At 59.2% G+C, this 18,848-nt stretch carries 25 protein-coding genes and 3 pseudogenes; 14 read left to right on the top strand and 14 right to left on the bottom strand.

Going from position 1 to position 18,848, the window contains the following annotated elements; translation table 11 throughout:
• Positions 1-74 precede the first annotated feature (74 nt).
• The 5 genes and pseudogenes from EN738_RS07550 to EN738_RS07530 all read right to left on the bottom strand — a co-directional run bounded on the left by EN738_RS07550 (position 75) and on the right by EN738_RS07530 (position 3,463).
• Positions 75-845 (bottom strand): hypothetical protein, encoded by a 771-nt coding sequence (locus EN738_RS07550; RefSeq protein ID WP_127283161.1) that lies wholly within the window; start codon positions 843-845, stop codon positions 75-77.
• Positions 846-895: 50 nt separating this feature from the next.
• A complete protein-coding gene (locus EN738_RS07545; RefSeq protein ID WP_210212309.1) occupies positions 896-1,447 on the bottom strand; it encodes a hypothetical protein in 552 nt (183 codons plus the stop codon).
• A gap of 73 nt (positions 1,448-1,520) precedes the next feature.
• Positions 1,521-2,255: a thermonuclease family protein gene (locus EN738_RS07540; RefSeq protein ID WP_245478333.1), complete on the bottom strand. Its 735-nt coding sequence runs from the start codon at positions 2,253-2,255 to the stop codon at positions 1,521-1,523.
• A 130-nt stretch (positions 2,256-2,385) separates the two neighbouring features.
• Positions 2,386-2,579 (bottom strand): annotated as a pseudogene (locus EN738_RS07535) (DUF1508 domain-containing protein); the annotation flags it as partial.
• A 689-nt stretch (positions 2,580-3,268) separates the two neighbouring features.
• Positions 3,269-3,463: a DUF3606 domain-containing protein gene (locus EN738_RS07530; protein ID WP_127283159.1), complete on the bottom strand. Its 195-nt coding sequence runs from the start codon at positions 3,461-3,463 to the stop codon at positions 3,269-3,271.
• 436 nt (positions 3,464-3,899) lie between these two features.
• On the opposite strand from EN738_RS07530, the gene EN738_RS07525 reads away from it, so the two are divergent.
• The 3 genes from EN738_RS07525 (at position 3,900) to EN738_RS07515 (ending at position 5,914) form a co-directional block, all read left to right on the top strand.
• On the top strand, positions 3,900-4,262 hold the full coding sequence (locus tag EN738_RS07525) for a low affinity iron permease family protein (RefSeq protein WP_127283158.1): 363 nt from the start codon (positions 3,900-3,902) through the stop codon (positions 4,260-4,262).
• A gap of 172 nt (positions 4,263-4,434) precedes the next feature.
• Positions 4,435-4,962: a hypothetical protein gene (locus EN738_RS07520; protein WP_127283157.1), complete on the top strand. Its 528-nt coding sequence runs from the start codon at positions 4,435-4,437 to the stop codon at positions 4,960-4,962.
• A 262-nt stretch (positions 4,963-5,224) separates the two neighbouring features.
• Positions 5,225-5,914 carry an ATP-dependent Clp protease proteolytic subunit gene (locus EN738_RS07515; protein WP_127283156.1) on the top strand — a complete coding sequence of 230 codons (690 nt, stop codon included), beginning with the start codon at positions 5,225-5,227 and terminating at the stop codon, positions 5,912-5,914.
• A 17-nt stretch (positions 5,915-5,931) separates the two neighbouring features.
• On the opposite strand, the gene EN738_RS07510 is transcribed toward EN738_RS07515, so the two are convergent.
• The 5 genes from EN738_RS07510 to EN738_RS07495 form a co-directional block, all read right to left on the bottom strand.
• Positions 5,932-6,843 carry an NAD(P)/FAD-dependent oxidoreductase gene (locus EN738_RS07510; RefSeq protein WP_127283155.1) on the bottom strand — a complete coding sequence of 304 codons (912 nt, stop codon included), beginning with the start codon at positions 6,841-6,843 and terminating at the stop codon, positions 5,932-5,934.
• A gap of 210 nt (positions 6,844-7,053) precedes the next feature.
• Positions 7,054-7,209 carry a hypothetical protein gene (locus EN738_RS35370; protein WP_189605775.1) on the bottom strand — a complete coding sequence of 52 codons (156 nt, stop codon included), beginning with the start codon at positions 7,207-7,209 and terminating at the stop codon, positions 7,054-7,056.
• A gap of 74 nt (positions 7,210-7,283) precedes the next feature.
• Positions 7,284-7,586, bottom strand: a complete 303-nt coding sequence (locus EN738_RS07505) for a hypothetical protein (protein ID WP_127283154.1) — start codon at positions 7,584-7,586, stop codon at positions 7,284-7,286.
• A 53-nt stretch (positions 7,587-7,639) separates the two neighbouring features.
• Positions 7,640-7,927 carry a hypothetical protein gene (locus tag EN738_RS07500; RefSeq protein ID WP_127283153.1) on the bottom strand — a complete coding sequence of 96 codons (288 nt, stop codon included), beginning with the start codon at positions 7,925-7,927 and terminating at the stop codon, positions 7,640-7,642.
• A 9-nt stretch (positions 7,928-7,936) separates the two neighbouring features.
• Positions 7,937-8,194, bottom strand: a complete 258-nt coding sequence (locus EN738_RS07495; RefSeq protein ID WP_245494416.1) for a hypothetical protein — start codon at positions 8,192-8,194, stop codon at positions 7,937-7,939.
• A gap of 147 nt (positions 8,195-8,341) precedes the next feature.
• Between EN738_RS07495 and EN738_RS07490 the strand changes: the two are divergent.
• From EN738_RS07490 to EN738_RS07450, 9 genes and pseudogenes are all read left to right on the top strand, one after another.
• Positions 8,342-9,197 (top strand): annotated as a pseudogene (locus tag EN738_RS07490) (ATP-dependent DNA ligase).
• A 77-nt stretch (positions 9,198-9,274) separates the two neighbouring features.
• A complete protein-coding gene (locus EN738_RS07485) occupies positions 9,275-9,784 on the top strand; it encodes a DUF892 family protein (RefSeq protein WP_127283151.1) in 510 nt (169 codons plus the stop codon).
• A gap of 472 nt (positions 9,785-10,256) precedes the next feature.
• Complete coding sequence (locus tag EN738_RS36880; RefSeq protein ID WP_348629077.1) at positions 10,257-10,790, top strand: DUF982 domain-containing protein; 534 nt, start codon at positions 10,257-10,259, stop codon at positions 10,788-10,790.
• 17 nt (positions 10,791-10,807) lie between these two features.
• On the top strand, positions 10,808-11,095 hold the full coding sequence (locus EN738_RS07475; protein ID WP_245478360.1) for a DUF982 domain-containing protein: 288 nt from the start codon (positions 10,808-10,810) through the stop codon (positions 11,093-11,095).
• Positions 11,096-11,397: 302 nt separating this feature from the next.
• Positions 11,398-11,874: an Hsp20 family protein gene (locus EN738_RS07470; RefSeq protein ID WP_127283150.1), complete on the top strand. Its 477-nt coding sequence runs from the start codon at positions 11,398-11,400 to the stop codon at positions 11,872-11,874.
• A gap of 94 nt (positions 11,875-11,968) precedes the next feature.
• On the top strand, positions 11,969-12,478 hold the full coding sequence (locus tag EN738_RS07465) for an Hsp20/alpha crystallin family protein (protein WP_127283149.1): 510 nt from the start codon (positions 11,969-11,971) through the stop codon (positions 12,476-12,478).
• Positions 12,479-12,850: 372 nt separating this feature from the next.
• Entirely contained in the window at positions 12,851-13,228 is a 378-nt protein-coding gene (locus EN738_RS07460) for a DUF982 domain-containing protein (protein WP_245478361.1), read from the top strand.
• A 336-nt stretch (positions 13,229-13,564) separates the two neighbouring features.
• On the top strand, positions 13,565-13,780 hold the full coding sequence (locus EN738_RS07455; RefSeq protein WP_127283148.1) for a hypothetical protein: 216 nt from the start codon (positions 13,565-13,567) through the stop codon (positions 13,778-13,780).
• An 83-nt stretch (positions 13,781-13,863) separates the two neighbouring features.
• Complete coding sequence (locus EN738_RS07450; protein ID WP_127283147.1) at positions 13,864-14,184, top strand: DUF982 domain-containing protein; 321 nt, start codon at positions 13,864-13,866, stop codon at positions 14,182-14,184.
• Here EN738_RS07450 and EN738_RS07445 read toward each other — a convergent pair.
• Both EN738_RS07445 and EN738_RS07440 read right to left on the bottom strand, forming a co-directional pair.
• Entirely contained in the window at positions 14,168-14,446 is a 279-nt protein-coding gene (locus tag EN738_RS07445; protein WP_127283146.1) for an usg protein, read from the bottom strand. The two genes, EN738_RS07450 and EN738_RS07445, sit on opposite strands and share 17 nt — an antisense overlap.
• Positions 14,447-14,469: 23 nt before the next feature.
• Positions 14,470-14,811 (bottom strand): hypothetical protein, encoded by a 342-nt coding sequence (locus tag EN738_RS07440; protein WP_189340724.1) that lies wholly within the window; start codon positions 14,809-14,811, stop codon positions 14,470-14,472.
• A 334-nt stretch (positions 14,812-15,145) separates the two neighbouring features.
• Between EN738_RS07440 and EN738_RS07435 the strand changes: the two genes are divergently transcribed.
• On the top strand, positions 15,146-15,460 hold the full coding sequence (locus EN738_RS07435) for a co-chaperone GroES (RefSeq protein WP_127283145.1): 315 nt from the start codon (positions 15,146-15,148) through the stop codon (positions 15,458-15,460).
• Positions 15,461-15,522: 62 nt separating this feature from the next.
• Entirely contained in the window at positions 15,523-17,151 is a 1,629-nt protein-coding gene (gene groL / locus EN738_RS07430) for a chaperonin GroEL (protein WP_127283144.1), read from the top strand.
• 678 nt (positions 17,152-17,829) lie between these two features.
• Here groL and EN738_RS07420 read toward each other — a convergent pair.
• The gene (locus tag EN738_RS07420; protein WP_127283143.1) at positions 17,830-18,420 is read right to left on the bottom strand and encodes a hypothetical protein; all 591 of its coding nucleotides are present in this window, start codon (positions 18,418-18,420) and stop codon (positions 17,830-17,832) included.
• Positions 18,421-18,558: 138 nt separating this feature from the next.
• Positions 18,559-18,848: pseudogene (locus tag EN738_RS07415) on the bottom strand (hypothetical protein); the annotation flags it as partial.

Raw genomic sequence — 18,848 nt, 5'->3', positions numbered from 1 at the left:
TGCCAACTGAGGACTCTAACCGATACGGTCGGTCGCCGTACGGCGGCCCGCCATGGGTTGGCTCGACGCTCAGGTCAGAAGGACAGACGTGCTATGATCTTCGCGGGCCCCACTGCTCGGACCGCCGGCGCGACGGTTTCTGGTATTTGGAAGGTCCTCAGGTTCTGAGCTTTGGATGTCGAGCCCGGTATCGCCGCCTCTGCGGATGCAATATCTTTCGCGCTGACCTGTAGCGACTTACAGGCTCCCTTCTCGTCCCAAAGGTTCTTGGCGATCGCGCTTCCCACGGCTGCAGTGATGGCGCTGGGGGCAATATCGTTCGGCGCGACCTCGCGCGTCGCGATCAACGCCTTGATTGCCTCGCCGAGGATCGCAGCGGAGTCGTCGAAGTCGACCCCACGGACTTGGTCGAACCTCTTTTCGGTGCTGCCGTCGACGATGCAGTGATGCGCGATGAAGATCCAGTCGTGGATCATGTACGCCGGAGCGTAGCCCCATGGGGAGAGACCCTTGAAGACTTGCGCGATCTTCGGGATCGAGCCGCCATCGGTGTACATGAGACCCGGCCTGATCGTGCTTCCAGGAGTCGCCGGATCCGCCCGATGGAAGATCAAGGGATCATGAGGGTCGGGCACAAACAGGAAATTCCCGTCGCCGGAACTGTTGCCCTCGCCGACCCACATGACGAACAGGCTGCCAGATATTTGGCCGGTGTTGAGCTTCTGGTAGTCTATTGAGGTGCACCCAACTGCCGTTCCAACTGCGAGCGTAATCATGCTCGTAATCGAACGGCACGCAAATCGCCGAAACAGCTGGATCGAATCGCTGAACGCATTGTGTCGCATCGTTCCACCTCGGTCGAATAGGGTGCTGATGGTAATGAGACCTTGCCTAACTAACGGATGAAGTCAGAGAAAACCGACCCAGTGGCTCTCGGCGACAATCGAGATTGGCACCCCTCGTCGCGCCAGGCGGTGGCTTTGAAATCTTGTCGCCAAACGATGAGTGCTTCCAAGACTCGGTGGCATAGGCCCCGATCACGAGCACGTCGGTTTTTTGCGTCAAGCTGCCAGCGCGGCCGCCACGATCCGCTATGGCCTGCTCGCAGCATTTTTCGCTGGCCATAATTGAACGTCCCGGTGAAGCAGTACGTCCGGCCTTCAAAGGTCAAATGCGGAGGCGGATTGCAAAGGGGCAGGGTGGTGGGCTTCACTTCTCCGAGTTCGAAATCTCGGTTCGAGAAGCCGTTCAACGTATCGAGAAGTTCGGTGTGTTCATCGAAATCGAGCACGCCGTCCGCGAGCATTTCATTGACCCGTCGGTACAAGGTCCGGACGATCGGCTGATCGCTAATCTCGACATTGGCGGCCAGCCACTTTTGAAGGAACTCGACTTCGGCCTTGTCGATAGTTCCGTCCGGGGCGACGCCGCGCGCCAGCCCGATCAACTCGTCGATCTGCCGCGAAGAAATACGATCGCCGCCGACGCGGTTGTAAAACTAATCATCCATGAACCCCTCCTTAGCAAAGCGTCTCGCACGCTACCCCGTCACCATCCCTATCCAGCTTGCGGCCCCACGCACAGTTGTGCAGGTACCATTGGGCGTCTTCGCAGGAGCTGATTTGCGAGCAGTACCGCCGGGGTTCGCACGAAAGGCCGCCGCTTTGCGCGACCAGCTTGCGACCGATGATGCCGAGCGGCTGGCTCGACGGCGCAGCAACGTCGCCATGCGAGGCGCGCCAGTCCCAAGGCGCGTCGAATTTGCCGACCCATAAACCGACCTTCGCCGCCTTGGCCTTGGCCTGCTGCGGCGCGTAGGCGCCGTTGCTGTAGCGCGGCCAATCGAGCGCCTGGCCATGCTCTACCATCCACGCCGCCACGCTGGCGCCGTCGGCGCGCCGGCAGTCGCCGACGACGCGGTGATAGCGATCCCAAGTCACGAAAGTGCACTGCACCGGCCGCGAGGCGGTCAGGAAACTATCCAGCGCTTCGGCGGATCGTCGGCCGCACTGGTATTCGAACCCCGTGGCGTCGTCGCAATATTGCTTGCTCTCTGGTGCGTCGATCCCGTTGAACCGAATTCGCTGGCCGCGGATCTCGATTGTGTCACCGTCAATGACGGACGCGACGCCGGTCATGGAGGCGGGCTTCGGCCCGATCCAGTTCGAAGGGGTCAGGTCGGGCAAGCGGTCACTATGCAGAATGACCGTCTCAGCAGCGAAGGCTCCGATTGCGGCAGCGGTGACGAAGATCAACCGTCGCGGCACAATTGCCCACCGCAGTGTACGGGAGTGTTTTGCTCCAGTGCGCTTGCGCCTAGTGAAGTTTATTTGCCGAAGATTGCCTTAGGAGCTGAGGGCCTCACTTGCCCTAGCGCAACAAGTGCTAGTGCCGATCCGAAGCTCGTTCCGAAGCCAATATGCTCAGCTTCGGAATTGCCACCGGCGCACTCGGGCCATTTTTCTTGATCGAGTCGATGGCGTTCTGAGCGCTGGATTTGCTTGAGTAGCTCTCGGTCGAGAATATACCTCGCTGTTGTACTTGAAGCGAACGCGATATTCGCCAGCTTTGTCCTTATAATTTCGAACTTATATTTCGCGTGATTTGGAATCTGCCTTGGCCGCCCTTGCGCCCGCACCATTCCTGCCTGCCGACCTCCGAGTCGGCGAGCGGGTGATCGATGTCGCACCGGTCATCAGGCAGGGCACCTCAGAGGGCGTGGCTGAAAACGAACGCAATGCGACTTGTCCAGACAGGCGCGGTGTCACGGGGGGAGGCACCCCTTAAATGGACATTAATATCATTCGCCCCAGCCTAAAATTGTCAGGGGAACCGCGCCGCCTATCACGCGTTGAACCATGTCGAAAAGCCCGTTGCCAACCAACCCCTGCAACGGGCTTTATTGGATAGCCCGGCACCCGATCGTGTCACTCTGTCATGCTGCTGAGCAGCCGGGCTATCCGGTTCTCGCCAAATGACTCGCAAGTCCCCCCAAAATGAGGCTCCGAGCTCCATTTCGAGATCGCTGATGAAATACGGGCGAAGGGGATGGCCGCGGCGTCCGCTGCTGGGCCAAGTGAGAGAAGATGACAACGAGACGAAGCAAAAGCGGATGCTAATGCAGTTTTCGCCATGCGGCCTGCCTAGAGACACTGTCCCGGCTCGGCACCTCCTCGATGTCGGTGCATGGCCCGGCCTGCGGAATCCTGTGTCACCTCGATTTAAGCAGACCGGGCTATCGCTTGACCCTGATTGGCCGGAAAGTTGGTCAATTTTGTTGCTCACCCAGCTTCTTCGCCTCCCGCTCAAGCGTCTCGCGGTCATTGCCGTGTTTGGCAATCAATTCGCGGGCCTCTGGGATCGTGAGTTGGAACTTGCTCGCAAGATAGCCAACTTCATATTCCTCGTCTCCCGATACCCGGTCGCGGTCTCGAAAATCGGTCTTGCTTCTGTCGTCTGCCATGGCTGTTCCTCCTAATTGAAAGAGAACAGCAACCGTGCCGGAATGTTCCGACGACCTTCAGCAAACGCTAACGGAACGCACGGGCGTGCGATATTGAATCAAATCGAGTTTTGCGTTGGAGTTCGTATTGTAATCTTGCCGGCAAGGCCCGGTTGTCCTTCATCCGTCCGATGGAGCCCGAGCTGGTGAGCAACCGCCCAAGGGTGAGGGCTGGTCACACGAGGTCAAATTCTACGGCTACCGCACCCAGGTGATCAAGGACGCTGACGGGAGACGCGTTTCTTCACCAAGAATGGTTTCGACTGGACGGCAAAGTACCGGCCGCTCCTACAAACTCGGCAAGCGCGCAAAAGTTGCCGGAAATCGCGATCCTGATCGGTGGGAACTGGTGCCCTAAACCAACGTTGGTTGCGCATCATCATCCAAGGTTTGTGTCATGGAAAAGAGGTTCAATCGAATGGCGGAAGCAGTCGCTCACGCAACAGGTAGGCCGTGGGCGTTCGCTCTTTGCTTGGGATCGGTTTTGACCTGGGCGGCCACAGGCCCTGTGTTTCAATACTCCGAGACCTGGCAACTGGTCATCAACACCGGAACCACCATCGTCACCTTTCTGATGGTGTTCCTGATTCAGAACACACAGAACCGCGATGGCGCCGCCATCCAGGCAAAGCTCGATGAGTTGATCCGCTCCGGCCAGGGCAAGAACGACTTTATCGGCATCGAGCATCTGACGGAGGAAGAGGTTGAGGAGTTTCGCGCAGCATGCGCCCGGGCGAAGGAAAGGTCACGAGATGTGTAGACTGCGCGTTCGAAGACGGCTGACGCTCACATTCTTCTCCGCGTTATCCGCGGGGCCCTGCAATCGCACCATCGAGGCGCTGGAACTTCATCTCCGCATGCACATTGAGCTAGGCGTGCCCCATAAGCTTGGAGGCGCGTCGGTGGCGATACACACTAGCGGAGTTCATCCTATGCAGCTGGTTCGGACTGAAGTCGGCGAGGCCATCGGGCACAATGGGCAGCCGGTCCTGCGCGTTTCGTTCTGTGGTGAGGGCGGCGAGCGCGTTAGCGTCGATATGGCAAACGCGGAGCCTCTTGCGGGCGGTGGCGAGAGCCGCGCAATCGGTCGGGCCAAAGCGTTGCTCGTGCAGACCGCCACGTTTGACGCGGCTGCCAACGACTATGATGCCGAGAGCAACGGCAATTTCGACGAAGTCGCAGTCACTTCTGCGCATACCCAGAGCGGTGCCGGGTTATATATCTTTGAGTATCGGGACGGAGATGGCGGCCGGCTGGTTCCGCAAGCCGGCATGGCGAGCTTCGAGGCTGCTCGCGAGGAAGCAATTCGATGTGCGATCGACCTTCTGATCGACCTCCAGCCCGGCACGGACGATCTCTCTGGCTGGCTGGTGCGAGTGCGGGATGAACACGGCACCTTGCTCTGCAGCATCGACGTTTCCGACGCTGAATTGGCACGCCAAGCCAGTGCTGCCGTGTGAGCCATGCGGCAGACGGCACAAGTAACTGACCAGGAGACGTTTTGAGAGCCTTCTTTCGCAATTGGGTGAGACCGGAGCGGCCGGCGAGCAGCCGACAAGTTTGTGAGGCGCGTCGACTTAGAGAGCGACCAGGCCAAGCGATAACAACGCTCGCTAATTGGCGGCTCGGAGCATTTCCAATTTTTCCGGCCTTTCCAGGCGCTATCGTTTGTTAAGTCGCATTGTAGCCCCTCTTTCAGGCTTCCATGCAAAGGAACCTTCCATGGTCCAATTTCCCAGCTTCCACTCCCGCACTGCCAGGAGCGAATGTTCGGCGGCGCCGGGCGGTCCTGCTTCTACGGCTCCTATGGACCTAGCAAGACGCCAGAGGTCGAACGGCCGAAAGGAAGCTCCGGGAGACGAAAAGCTTTTGGTCGGCTCAAATGTTCAAGTCAATGGCATGATAAATGATCAGCTGTTCCTGGCTTTCATGAAGCAGCTCGGTGCTGTCAGGGCTAACGACGAAGACCTGATCCTTGAACTGATGACACAGGGCGGAGATGCCGATACGGCGAAGCGCATCGCTCTGGAGATACGGGTTTTCCAGCGATACAGCGGCAAAAGCGCCTACGTCGTGGGCAAGACCGCAGTCATGTCAGCCGGTGTTACGATCTTTTCGGCTTTTGAATGTGCGGACCGCTTCCTCACCCCGGACACAACGTTGCTGATCCACGAACGTCACATCGAAAAGACGATTACCCTTCAAGGACCCATAAAGTCCTGTCGGCAAGTCATTCGCGAGGAGCTTGCAGCTCTGGAGACGGCCGAGCGCGTCGAACGAGAGGATTTTGAACACTTCGTGAGGGGAAGTGGCATGTCCGCGGAGGACCTTTTCGAGCGGGCGAAGGAGAATTGCTATCTAACGGCGCAGGAGGCGCTCGATCTTCGGCTGATTGCGCGCATCATCGACTGAAGGATCAAGGTTTGCGGTCAGCTTCGATCGCGCTTACGCAACTCGTTGTGAATGTGGGTAGCTGCTAGCGCGGCATGACCGAAGCCCACCGCAATCTGGTTGAGAGCCTTGGCGACATCTCCGATTGCGTAGAGCCTGGGTATCGTCGTTTCGAGATGGTTGCCGACCAGGATATAGCCTTCGTCATCACATTCCGCCCCGATAGCAAGAGCCAACTCACTTCTTACATCACAGCCCATGCAAGGATAGATAACGTCTATCGGGACCAGGCCGCCGCCCACCATGGAGAGTTCGAAACCACAGGGATGCGGCAGCACGTCGTCTACTGCGTCCCAGATCTCTACTCCTGCTTGTCTCGCCCGGCGCCGGCCCCCAGTCGAGATATCGGATTGGAAATTGCACAGGATCGAGACATGGGGGGTGAAGTCTTTCAAGAAGATAGACTCTCGAAGCGCATCCTCCTCGGGACCTATGACCCCTACTCGACGTCCCCGAACCTCGTACGCATCGCAGACCGGACACAGTCGAATCGAACCCCTTTCTATGGCCGTTTTGATATTGGGGATCGCCGGCGCACGGTCAACCACACCCGTTGCCAAGATCACAAAGCGGGCATTGACTGGTCCTAAAGAAGTCTGAAGGACAAACTTGCCCTGTTCCTTGTCTAGCCGTTCAACGGAACCTTGGACTATTTGAGAACCATAATTGACTGCCTGCTGCTTGAGCCGTTTCAATAGGCTCTTGCCGCTTATGCCATGTGGAAAGCCGGGACAATTGCGGGTCTTCGGAATTAGCTTCGCGCGCGCATCGCCTGTGTCGAACACGATGCAGGATCGCAGAAATCTTGCGAGATATACGGCTGCCGCAAGTCCGGCCGGCCCGCAACCAACTATTGCCACCTCGTACCATTTTCCAGCGGATCTGCGCATTTCTCCCAACGAGAAAGTGGAGCCGGCGTTCCAGCCGGCTAAGGGGAGGTATCTCTCGGGACCGTCTCGGAGCTGGCGACATCAGGCTGCCAATTCGATTGTTTCCGCGGCAATCCTGGAACCAATCTCCAATTCCTAAGAATGGAAACCCCGCGGCACAAAGCCACTCAGAGCGCCGTACGTGATCCGGCTGCTCCTGTCCTGCACAGACTAGTCGCGGGAGCTCTGACGCGGATCATGCAGCTTTTCGGCCTTGTTGGTTTCACGTAGTATGCGCACGATCGCGTCGACCGGCGAGGGCGGTTCGGGCACCGGCTTGCGGTTCCATCGCCATAGAAGATCAAGGACCTCTCTCAGATTTGCCATCACTTGCAACCTCCGACCTAAGGCCGAACTGAGTAGCCGCGAGCTTGTTCCTGAAATGTGCCGATCTCCTTGATCTAGGGCGATAGCATTGCGGCGATCACGAATACGACCGCAGCCAGGACCACGACCGCAGCAATCACCAGCACCGGCCAGTTATTGCCAGGCCGCAGGCCCGGCTCGCTATCCATAGGCCGCATCGCGTTGGCAAAGCTTGCCTGGTTTGTAAAATTCGCCGTGTGCTTCGCTGTGGGATTGGGAGAAGTCCGCGTGGCCGCCGCTTCCGCATCCGTCTCTTGAGGTACGGCTGCAGGGTCGAAGCCCGGCGTCTTATCCTGCGCTGCTCCTGCCTGGATATTGCCTGCGGGTTGCGCTCTCATTCTGATCTCCTTTGCAGCTCAACACCTGTTCGCTGCTGCGGTTCCCACAGCCGTCAAACAATCCGGCGGGCTTTTTCGGCTGGCTTTCGCGGCAAAGGGCTCGGCGCTCCAATGCTCGACTTAATGCTTGGAGAAGGCGGCTTCATTCTCGCATCCTCCCGCCACTGCTTGAAGCGAACAAAGGCGTCTGCTGCGGCATCGCATTGGATACGCGATGGACCATTTGAGTGCAGGATCACTTGCGCGGCTCGCCTGGAGAGGCCGTGCTTTTCCATGAACAAATCGAGGTCGTACGGGCAGTTGTCGGAGACTGGGTCGCTGCTGGCCTGATATTTGCCCACTCGTTCCTCCTATCCCCTCACGGCAACGCGCGAAGTCGGCGAGCAGTCTGCGATGGAATCGAGGTCGACTGTGACCAAGCCACCGCCGTCAATCCGAACGGTTATCTTGCCGTCGGTGCTATCGACGCGCGTCGCAAAGCCGCTGATTGGGACTTTTTCACCGGCCCTGACTTTCTTCGGCGTGTCGATCGCAAGGGGAAAGTTGTAAGTCGGGATGCTCACGCTCGAAACACCACCCTCCATCACCTTCAGGATGGTGGCTGTCAAAGTGATCTCGTCACCAACTCGCGGACCTCGCGCCATCGTCTCCACCGCTTTGAGCCGGGGTAGTTATCTAAACATTCAAGTTAGCTAAAATGTTCCGGAACCGGATCGGGGTTGGTGCCTTGAATCGCGGTCCTTCGAGTCCCGTTGATGCGTTTGAAGTTCATCGAGCCGTTGATGTCGACCTTGGTGGAGAGGCCGCCCGAGGGCGATGCCTGGATCCATGAGGTGAAGTTCGACGGCTACCGGTCGCAAATCATCATCGATGACGCCGAAGTGCGCATCCTCACCCGACGCGGCCTCGATTGGACAGCCAAATATCGGGACCTGGCCGAAACCGCGAGAGGGCTGAACGTCCGGAGTGCGATCATAGATGGAGAAATTATCGTGCTGAACGACGCGGGCGTCTCCGATTTCGGAGAACTGCGCAAAGCCATCACCGGGCGCCAGCACGACCTCTATTTCGTGGCCTTCGATCTCTTGCATCTAAACGGACACGACCTGCGCGACATGCCTTTGATCGATCGCCGGGAAATCCTTCAGGCAATGATTCCCGCGGGTCAACACATCCAGTTCAGCGAGGCGCTTCCGGGAAGCGGCGCGGCCGTATTCCTCCTTGTGGATCAGGCCGGCCTTGAAGGGTCGTTTCGAAGCGCGGGGATAGTAAGTATCGCTCTGGTCCGTCGACCAACTGGCTAAAGGCCAAATGCTACGTCGAGAAGGAGATGGACATCATCGGTGTGCAGCGGGAGGCCGGAAGCCGGCGATGGGGCTGATGGCGGACAACGGCCGCTACATGGGCGGCGCCTTCGTCACCTTCAAAGCCGACAAGCGGCAGGCGCTGTGGGACCGGGTCGCGGCCAGGACCGGCGCTCCCTCACCGAAGGGCCTCGCCAAGGAAAAGGCTGAGTGGCTGAGACCGGGGCTGGTCGGCCGCGTCAAATTCCTGAAGGGGGAGGAGAAACTTCGCCACGCCTCGCTGAAGGATTTTTGGGAAGCGAACTAGGCTCGCTTCGGCGGTGACCTACAGGAACAAACCGCATCAGCAGACGTTTGGCTCCGATCAAATCATGGAGACAAGCAATGTCCGAATCGCGCGAATGGCTGATCCAATGGCTGAGGGATGCTCACGCCATGGAAGAACAAGCCGAGACCATGCTATCGGGCCAATTGAGCCGCATCGAGAGCTACCCCGACCTCAGCGATAGAATCCGCATCCACCTGGAAGAGACCAGAGAGCAGGCCAAGCGGTTGAGAACCTGCCTGGACGGTCTTGAAGAGGGGTCTTCCATGCTCAAGGACGCCGGCGGCAAGCTGACCGCGATGGCGCAGTCGCTCAGCGGCGTGTTCGCCGGCGACGAGGTCATGAAGGGATCATTGGCCAGCTACACGTTCGAGCACATGGAAATCGCTTCTTACACCATCCTCATCGCTGCTGCGAATGCGGAGGGCGAAGCCCAGATCGTCCGCGTCTGCGAGCAGAATCTGCGGGAAGAGGAAGCGATGGCTGAGTGGCTGAAAAGCAACCTGCCACAAGTTACGGAAATGTTCCTAGCGCGGACAGCGGCCGATCGCGACAGCGCCAAACGCTGACTCTGGTGCAATCGGCGGCTTGGTCAAGCGGATGCTAATATATTCGACTTGTCGGAAAATTGTTCGGAACCGAAATTGCCGCGTCGCGCTTATAGGACAGTGGCAACCGTCATTCTCTCGGGTCCGTGGCCACGAATGAGAGCGACCCGTCGCTTTGTGGAAGACGACGACGGGCCGCCTCAGACTTTTCTTCACTTGGAGATGGCTGCAACAAATCGGCTTGGACCGTTATTCCGTCATGAAAAACGTGGATGACTTCCGCAGCCAGGGCGTTTCGGTGTTCCCTATCTTCCTCGACCGTGCGCAAGGCCGTGTGTGGACCCGTTCAAGACCGTGCTCGGACCGGGCAGCGATGCCGAACACGCGCCCACGCCGCAACGGCTCGACCTTCTGCCAATAGGCGAAGGGGTGCAGAACCAGCCAATTGGCCTTGGAGGCCAACCTTTTCGTTCTTGGCTCTTTCGTTAATGGAATGGACTACATACCGGCAGATACGCTTGGCGAGGCGTCGGCGCTCATCGGCACGCTCGACGAAGACCCTCCCCGAGCTCGCTTGCGACATTATCGAGAGCTAGGTTCCCAGAAATTTTGCGACTGTGATCATCCGATCTTGACGCTGGAAATCGGCCGCAGGTCGCCGCCGTTCGTTGGGGCGACCATCGTCAACAACCCGAAATCGTTCAAAGAATTGGAGGTTTCTATGAGCGAGAGAACATTCGAAAGCCCTGTGTTCGTGAGAGCCGCGGAAGGTCTCATTCAGGAAATAGCCTGCCTTGAGGATGCCTTCGATTTCCTTGATGAATGGCCTTCGCACCGGCGCCGCATAATCTATGAGACCGCGAAGCGGGCATGCTGCCGCGCCTTCGACGGCAGCGTGCCTTTGCAAGTCGCCCGCGACGCGTTCGCCGGCTTTGCCCGGTCGGTGAAAATCCTCGAGGATGTTACAACGGCGATGCCCTGGATGGCCGGCGCGAAGATGGGCCAGACCGGCGGCGTTGCCGCCTGACTGTTCGGAGGGAGGAAATGATGCTTTCCCAGCCTTTCGAAAAGCCCGTTCGCGTTTGGGTCGGGCTTGGTTTTCCGCGGCAGTTGAACTCCGTTGTCGATGCCTACCAGTTCGTCACGGATTGGTGTGGCAACAGTCCGGAGCAAAAGGCGGCGATCCGCGCCTGCAAAGCCGCGCTGGCCGGCGACATCGACGCAGAGACCGCGCGCGGCATTCTCGTGCGGTTCGCGGGGAAGAAGGACATCCTGGTGGAAGACGGAACGATGACGCCAGTCAAAACCACGGGGAGACCGTTGCACGTCTGATAAGCAATCGACCTCGGGGCGACGGCCATTCGGCCGCCGCCCCGAGGTCACCAGCCGCAATGCGCCGCAATCCCGTGGCGCGGCATAGTCTTGAAGATCGATACCTCTCCGCCTTGGCATTCCGCCAAGACCTTCCCGAGCGGACTAAGCAGGCAGACTGCCTTTCAGACCTTGAATGGCGAAATCGCCTAACTAAATCGTAAAATGCCGGAGGCCCATTTAGGGGACCGGCCTGTCGGACGGATGCAAGAAGGCGTCCGACAGCAAGCTTGTACCCATGTTGCTCAAAGGAGGATGTGGCTATGAGAAACACTTTCGACTTCACCCCCCTGTTCCGGTCGGGCATCGGCTTCGACCGAATGTTGAACGCGCTCGAAGCCGCGAGCCGTGTGGAGACAGTCGACAACTGGCCTCCCTACGATATCGCCAAAAAAGGGGAGGACGACTACCGCATCACCATGGCGGTGGCCGGCTTCTCGCAGGATGAGCTGGACATCACCCAGGAGCACAACATGCTCATGGTGTCCGGCCAGAAGCCCGCGGAAGACAATGCCGAATACCTGCACCACGGCATTGCCGAAAGGGCCCTCCGTAGACGGTTCGAACTGGCTGACCATGTCAAGGTCGTGAACGCCAGCCTCGTGAACGGTCTGCTGACGATCGATCTCAAGCGCGAGATTCCTGAAGAGATGAAGCCGCGCCGCATCGAAATCGGTAGCGTCAAGGCAAAGCCGAAAGCCGAGGCGAGGCAGATCGAGGCCGACACCCAGGCTGCCTGACGCTGTCCGGTGACCGACTGGACAAGGCGCCGGACGATGGGCCCGGCGCGCCGGAAAGTATTGTAATCCATGACCGAACAGAAGGAGACGACATATGAGTGTCCGTGATCTTATTCCGTGGAGCCGTGGCAATGGCGACCAGCTTCCGAGCGTCTTTCGAGACAATGATCGCGATCCGTTCCTGTCCTTGCATCGCGAAGTGAATCGATTGTTCGACGACGTGTTCCGTGGCTTTGATTCCAGCCTGCCGGCCTTTGGCAGGGCTTCTTCCTTCGGCGGCGGCTGGCCGAGCGTCGAGATTTCCGACGGCGAGAAGGCGGTCAAGGTGACCGCCGAAGTACCCGGTCTGGAGGAGAAGGACATCGAGGTCCTGCTCGACGATGGCGTGCTGACACTGAAGGGCGAGAAGCGCTCGGAGATGGAAGATAAGGACAGGCAGTTCTCGGAGCGCTACTACGGCCGCTTCGAGCGCCGTATCCGCCTCGGTTACGAGGTCGAGCAGGACAAGATAGACGCCCGCTTCAAGAACGGTGTGCTGACGGTCACGCTGCCGAAGACCGCGAAAGCGCAGTCCCAGGCGAAGCGCATCGAAATCAAGCACTGAGGCAGTTGGGGCGGCGGCGGATTGAGCCGCCGCCGTCCTTCGCCAATCGGGGAGGGATACAATGATGCAGAACGCCACGCAGATCGCATCGGAACTGTCACGCGGCAAGGGGCATGGTCGTTGTCTTCGTGACAGGAAGCCCAGACCAGATCCTCCCACCCTCGGTTCAGGGCGGCAAGCTGCGAGCCAAAGGAAAATGAATTGGGCGCGGCTAGCCGGCACTGCGGATTTCTTCGGGCGGAGGGTCATTGAATCGGAAGCCAGTCAAACCGCCGCGGAAGGGTGGAAACCCGGTGTGCCAATCTCTTGAACTCAAAAGAGGCACTTCCAATATTTTTTCTGTGACCCGTCGCGTCACAGCGGAAATTGTGCGTGTCCTTGCACGGCTATTCCCGCGAATGGGTCTCGTATGCGCTCCACGGCCAGAAGGAGGTTGCTATGGAAAGTGGAACGTTCAAGCAGCCGATTTTTGTGAGGGACGACGGCTTCGTTCTCCGAAGGATCGACTGTGTTATGGATGCCATAGAGTTCCTTGAGGAATGGCCGGTCGAAAGACGTGGCCTTCTTCACGCGGCGGCATCTGAAACGTGCTGTTCCGCTTACGACGGCGGGAAGTCTGTCGAGGCGGCACACAAAACCTTTACGACTTGGGCTCGCAGGGTCGGGGTTATCGAGGATGTCCCCGTGGCGCCGTCATGGATGACAGGGCCGAAGATCGGCGCGGACCACTCTTTGGAAACTGATGCCTGAAATTCGCAGCGGCGGTCTCCGTACCGCCGCAGCATCCGGTCGATCGCGAAAAGGATCAGTCCAAGCGGAGAGTGACATGGCCTCGGATCTCTCTGATCATCTGAAACCACGACGAAGCGCCAGTCCTTGGAGCGCTGGCTGGGAATGCGAGTTGGCAAGGAAGAAATTGCCCCCGCCAGATAGGCTTCCTGCCGATGCGGATCGGGACCGGGCGACCAGCCCATGGATGCGATGCCCCGTAGCTGCTAGCCCTACGCCCTTGACCCAGATGGCGTCGAGGATGCCATCGAGAAGCCCGTGGTGGCGTCCGTTTCCGGACATGGAGGGAGGTCAACGATGATAATGACACGTGAGGACGTTGTCTCGGTCCTTGGGCCGATGGACGAAACGCTCATCGCCGATATCTTGTCCACCGGCGCCTCGTTCGAGGAACTCAGTGAGGCCTGGGCCTGGCTCAACGGCGATGAGGCGCTGATGGGCGAAGGACGGCCGCTGCCGGGCACGCGCGTCGCCGAACTGATCGACCTCCTTGATGCCGACAAGGACGATTGAGCGCTCCGATGCGGCAAGAGCTCCTTGGTGCCCCGAGCAGGACGATTGCTTGCTGGCAAAAGACGTGAAAAACGGAGGAAGTGATGAACGACGTTCGTTTTCCCGAACCTGTTACCCTGGAATTTTCCCCCGCCTCGCGCAAGGTCGCCAGCAGCTTCGAGGCACTGGAATGCCTGGACCAGCAGTGGCCCCATTGGGCGCGCGGAGGGAGTTGGCGTGCTGCCGCGCGCGCCTGCCGCGACGCGCTGGACGGATGGCGCAGCGCACGCGATGCGCACAAGGCCTTCCTCAGGGCGGCAAGGCGGGCTGGGTTGGTTCTGCCGGCAGCGCGCGCTCCTCGCAAGTCAAGCCAACCACGGATGATCGGCGCCCTGCGGCCCGAGAGCTTCATTGGATGGCAATGACCCCGTCGACGGCGCGCCATTCCGACGGCTTGATCAGCCGGTGGTGGGCAACGCGCACGGAGTGCAGCGCGCCGTCCAGCTCGCTTTCCCAATAGTCGAGAAAGCCTTTCAGCTCCGGGAAGTTCGGCGCAAGATCGTATTCCTGCCAGACATAGAGCTGAAGCAGGCTCGGGTGGTCAGGAAAATGGTAGTGGATTTCGGCCGTGGTCAGGCCGTAGCCTTCCATCTGCAGGAGGAATTCCCTGCTGACCGCAGTGACCATATGCGTCTCCTTGACTTACGACATCAGGCGTCCAGGCGGTCAGACATGTGCCTGTGGCCACTCTCAGCCGGGATCGGGCGGTTTGCGTCGTCCAGCCGGCATAGGGCATCCATGATCTGATCGAAGGTGATCGTCTGCTCGGCTCCCGGCGGTCGGCGCAGCGTCGGAACGGATTCCACCGCGCAGGCATCCGAGGCCCAGGACGAGAGGATCGCCCGCTTCTCCTGAATGTCGAGCGTATCCTCCTTAAGGACGTCGTCTGGATGGGTGAAATGGCGCGCCGGCGACAACAAACGGTCGAGCGCGAGGTCGGATGTTTCGGGAACAAGAGAAGGAATGATCGGCTTGGGATTGTGTCGGTCCATCGTGGTCCTCCGTCTTTCCAAAAGCTCCTTTGTCAGACTCCTGTTTTGAGGCCATCGCCGGCGGCGAGGGCTCGGATTATTTTGTTCCTTCGTCGGAAAATTCAAGCGGGAATGCGCGGCTGTAATCCAAATTAGCCACATGTTTTCATGTCACTAGCACTCGATTGGTGCGAGTGCCAAAAAATTCTGCCGAACCTCTTGAAACCGAAAAGTCGCAGAACTAGCTCGATATGCGCGCGATGCCCGCGAGGGTCGCCGCACCCCGCACCGATCCGATATTGCCGGTCCGGTGTGGAAGAACCTCAAAAATCTGTTTGTCCAGAAGGAGAACGATATGGCGTTCCGTCCATTGCATGACCGTATCCTGGTCCGCCGCATCGAGGCCGATGAAAAAACGGCCGGTGGCATCATCATCCCCGACACCGCCAAGGAGAAGCCGCAGGAGGGCGAGGTCATCGCCATCGGACCTGGTTCGCGAGATGAGAGCGGCAAGCTCACGCCTCTCGACGTCAAGGCGGGCGATCGCATTCTGTTCGGCAAGTGGTCCGGCACTGAAATCAAGCTCAACGGCGAGGACCTGCTCATCATGAAGGAAAGCGACGTGATGGGCGTGATCGAGAATGCTGCGGCGGTCAAGAAGGCCGCCTGACCGGGGCTTCGATAGAACCCTCAATCAAGTCAATGAAAACTGCCCAGACAAGGAGTGATCCAATGGCTGCCAAGGAAGTCAAATTTCATTCCGATGCCCGCGAGCGCTTGCTGCGCGGCGTCAACATCCTCGCGGACGCGGTGAAGGTGACCCTCGGCCCCAAGGGCCGCAACGTCGTCATCGACAAGTCGTTCGGCGCCCCGCGCATCACCAAGGACGGCGTCACCGTCGCCAAGGAAATCGAGCTTGAGGACAAGTTCGAGAACATGGGCGCGCAGATGGTCCGCGAGGTTGCCTCGAAAACCAACGACATCGCCGGCGACGGCACCACCACCGCGACCGTGCTTGCCCAGGCGATCGTTCGCGAAGGCGCCAAGGCGGTTGCATCGGGCATGAACCCGATGGACCTGAAGCGCGGCATCGACAAGGCCGTCGAAGCCATCGTGGTTGAGCTGAAGACCAATGCCCGCAAGATCACCAAAAACGACGAGATCGCCCAGGTTGGTACGATATCGGCTAATGGCGACGCCGAGATCGGCCGCTTCCTTGCGGAAGCCATGCAAAAGGTCGGCAATGAGGGCGTCATCACGGTCGAGGAAGCCAAGACCGCCGAGACCGAACTCGAAGTCGTCGAAGGCATGCAGTTCGACCGTGGCTATCTCAGCCCGTATTTTATCACCAACCAGGACAAGATGCGTGTCGAGTTGGAAGAGCCCTATGTGCTTATCCACGAAAAGAAGCTGTCTAATCTGCAGGCACTGCTCCCGGTGCTGGAGGCTGTCGTTCAGTCATCCAAGCCGCTGCTGATCATCGCCGAGGATGTGGAGGGCGAAGCGTTGGCGACACTGGTCGTCAACAAGCTGCGCGGTGGCCTGAAGGTCGCTGCCGTCAAGGCGCCCGGCTTTGGGGATCGTCGCAAGGCGATGCTGGAGGATATTGCCATCCTCACCGGCGGGACCGCGATCTCGGAAGATCTTGGCATCAAGCTTGAGAATGTCACGCTGGCGATGCTCGGCCGCGCCAAGAAGGTGGTGATCGAAAAGGAGAACACCACCATCGTCGACGGGGCCGGCTCGAAGAGCGAAATCCAGAGCCGCGCTAGCCAGATCAAGGCGCAGATTGAGGAGACGACCTCCAATTACGATAAGGAAAAGCTGCAGGAGCGGCTAGCCAAGCTCGCCGGCGGTGTCGCCGTCATCCGGGTCGGCGGCTCGACCGAGGTCGAGGTCAAGGAGCGCAAGGACCGCGTAGACGATGCCATGCATGCGACGCGCGCTGCGGTCGAGGAAGGCGTATTACCGGGTGGCGGCGTAGCGCTTCTGCGTGCGGCCAAGGCACTGGACAGGGTTCAGGCCGAGAATGAGGACCAGAAGCACGGTATCGAGATCGTGCGCCGGGCGATCGAAGCGCCCGTGCGACAGATCGCCGAGAATGCCGGCGCGGAAGGATCGATCATCGTAGGCAAGCTACGCGAGAGGCCGGAATTCGGCTGGGGCTGGAACGCACAGACCAACGCGTTTGGCGACCTCTACAACGAGGGCGTCATCGATCCGGTGAAGGTGGTGCGGACCGCACTTCAGGATGCGGCATCGGTTGCCGGCCTGTTGGTGACGACGGAAGCGATGGTTGCCGAGAAGCCGAAGAAGGAACCCGCGGTGCCGGCAATGCCGAGTGGCGGCATGGATTTCTGACGAGAAACGGCGGTGTCCGCGCCCATGAGGCGCGGGCACCTGACAAATGGATAAAGCCATGAACGTGACGAACTTCAACGTGATTCCGCCGCCCCCTACGAAGCGGAACTGAAGGTCGCGCTCGACCCGGTTCTAGACGATTTGCTCGACAGAACCGCCGCTGCGGGGTGGGACCGGCGAAAAGCCGCGTACACGATAATGTTTCTGGCCGCTCGCAAACTTACGGACACCATGCCGAGCCCAGAAGCTACCCGTTCAACGAGCTAGTGCTAGCCGATCCCCGGACAAACCTGGGATTTGAACTTTTGCGAGGAACTGCATGCGATCGATGCGGTTGTCGCCGGGCTAGCCATTGCGATTTTAAGTGTCGTGGTCGGCCGCGAACTGGAAAACGGCTCCCTAACCAAGGCGCATCCAATGTCTCTGCCGGGCTACAGCTTTTATGTCGTCTGGATGCAGCACGGTCCGACGGGGTGGTGGAGCCCTTTCCTGGCGTGGATGAGAGCCGTAATCTAATGTCATGGCGCAGCATTGTGGTGCTCGGGCATCCCCACCATCGGACATCGACGCTCCGGCCCCACATTGTGGAGGGCAACTTCGCGCCTTTGAGCGGTCATTCGCCGCTTGTGCTAAGCCTGCTGTCTCAGGAAAGCTGCCGGCCTCAGAAACGGAAAGAAGTTACGATAGGCCCGCACGCCGGGAGCCCTCTCTGATTGCGGCAATGGCCGCTGGATTGGTGACCGGGTACGTGTTGATGAACAATTCGGGAGTGAAGCTCGGGAACTCGTCCTTCAGTCGCGCAGCCATCTTGGTGGCCCGCATAGTTTCACCAAGCATCGCATGAGCCATTGCAAAGAACAGAAGCGTGGCAGGCGAGTCGGACGGGGACCGACGCAGCCCAACCAACGATTCCCGGTACAGGCCAAGGACAAAGCAGCAGCGCCCCAACATTCCAAAGTACCACGGAACATTAGGATTTAGCCGGATCGCTCGGTTGGCCAATTCGTAGCCATGCTTGGCGTCGCTCCCAACAAGAGCCAAGCTTCCTGCAAGCAAGGCAAGTGTGTCAGCGTTGTTTGGGGACGACGCCAAGACGCGCTCATGTTCTTCGACAGCAGCGTCGATGTCGCCCTGCAAAGCCCGAAGATCAGCGAGCATTATTCGTGCGTAAATATCGGCCGGATCGAGGGCCAGCGCTTGCTTGACACATGCGCTCCAGCTCTCAATAGAGACAGAAACATCATCGGAAAACCCGTTGCAAGCATCCACAGCATGCGCAAGAGCCAGCGCGGTCCAGGCTCTTGCAAGACCCGGATCAAGCTCGACTGCACGCGTCAGTAGCCGTATCCCTTCCTTGTTCGAAGCTGGGTGAAAAGGTGCTTCTGCTCAAGGCCAAGCAGGTAGCAATCATAGGCTTGCAAACTTGTTGGTGAGACGCACTGCATCGCGTCGCGCGTTGGCGAGTTGACCGTGGCAAGTAGCAAGAACATTGATGACGTTTTCGGTCACGCTGTCCAGCATCGCAAACAGGTTTTCTACGGACCGATCATAACGCGCTGTCCAAACATCGACCCCTGTGCGGGAGTCGACGAGTTGCACCCAGATGCGTACCCGCTGGCCCTCCGCTTGCACGGTTCCTTCCATCACATAGTCGGCACTCAACTCTCGTCCGATGGATCGAACATCATCGCGCCGCT

Origin of the sequence: Mesorhizobium sp. M4B.F.Ca.ET.017.02.2.1, from assembly GCF_003998955.1 — a bacterium.
GTDB classification, from domain to species: Bacteria; Pseudomonadota; Alphaproteobacteria; order Rhizobiales; family Rhizobiaceae; genus Mesorhizobium; species Mesorhizobium abyssinicae.
This window is presented reverse-complemented; position numbering and strand designations above follow the sequence as displayed.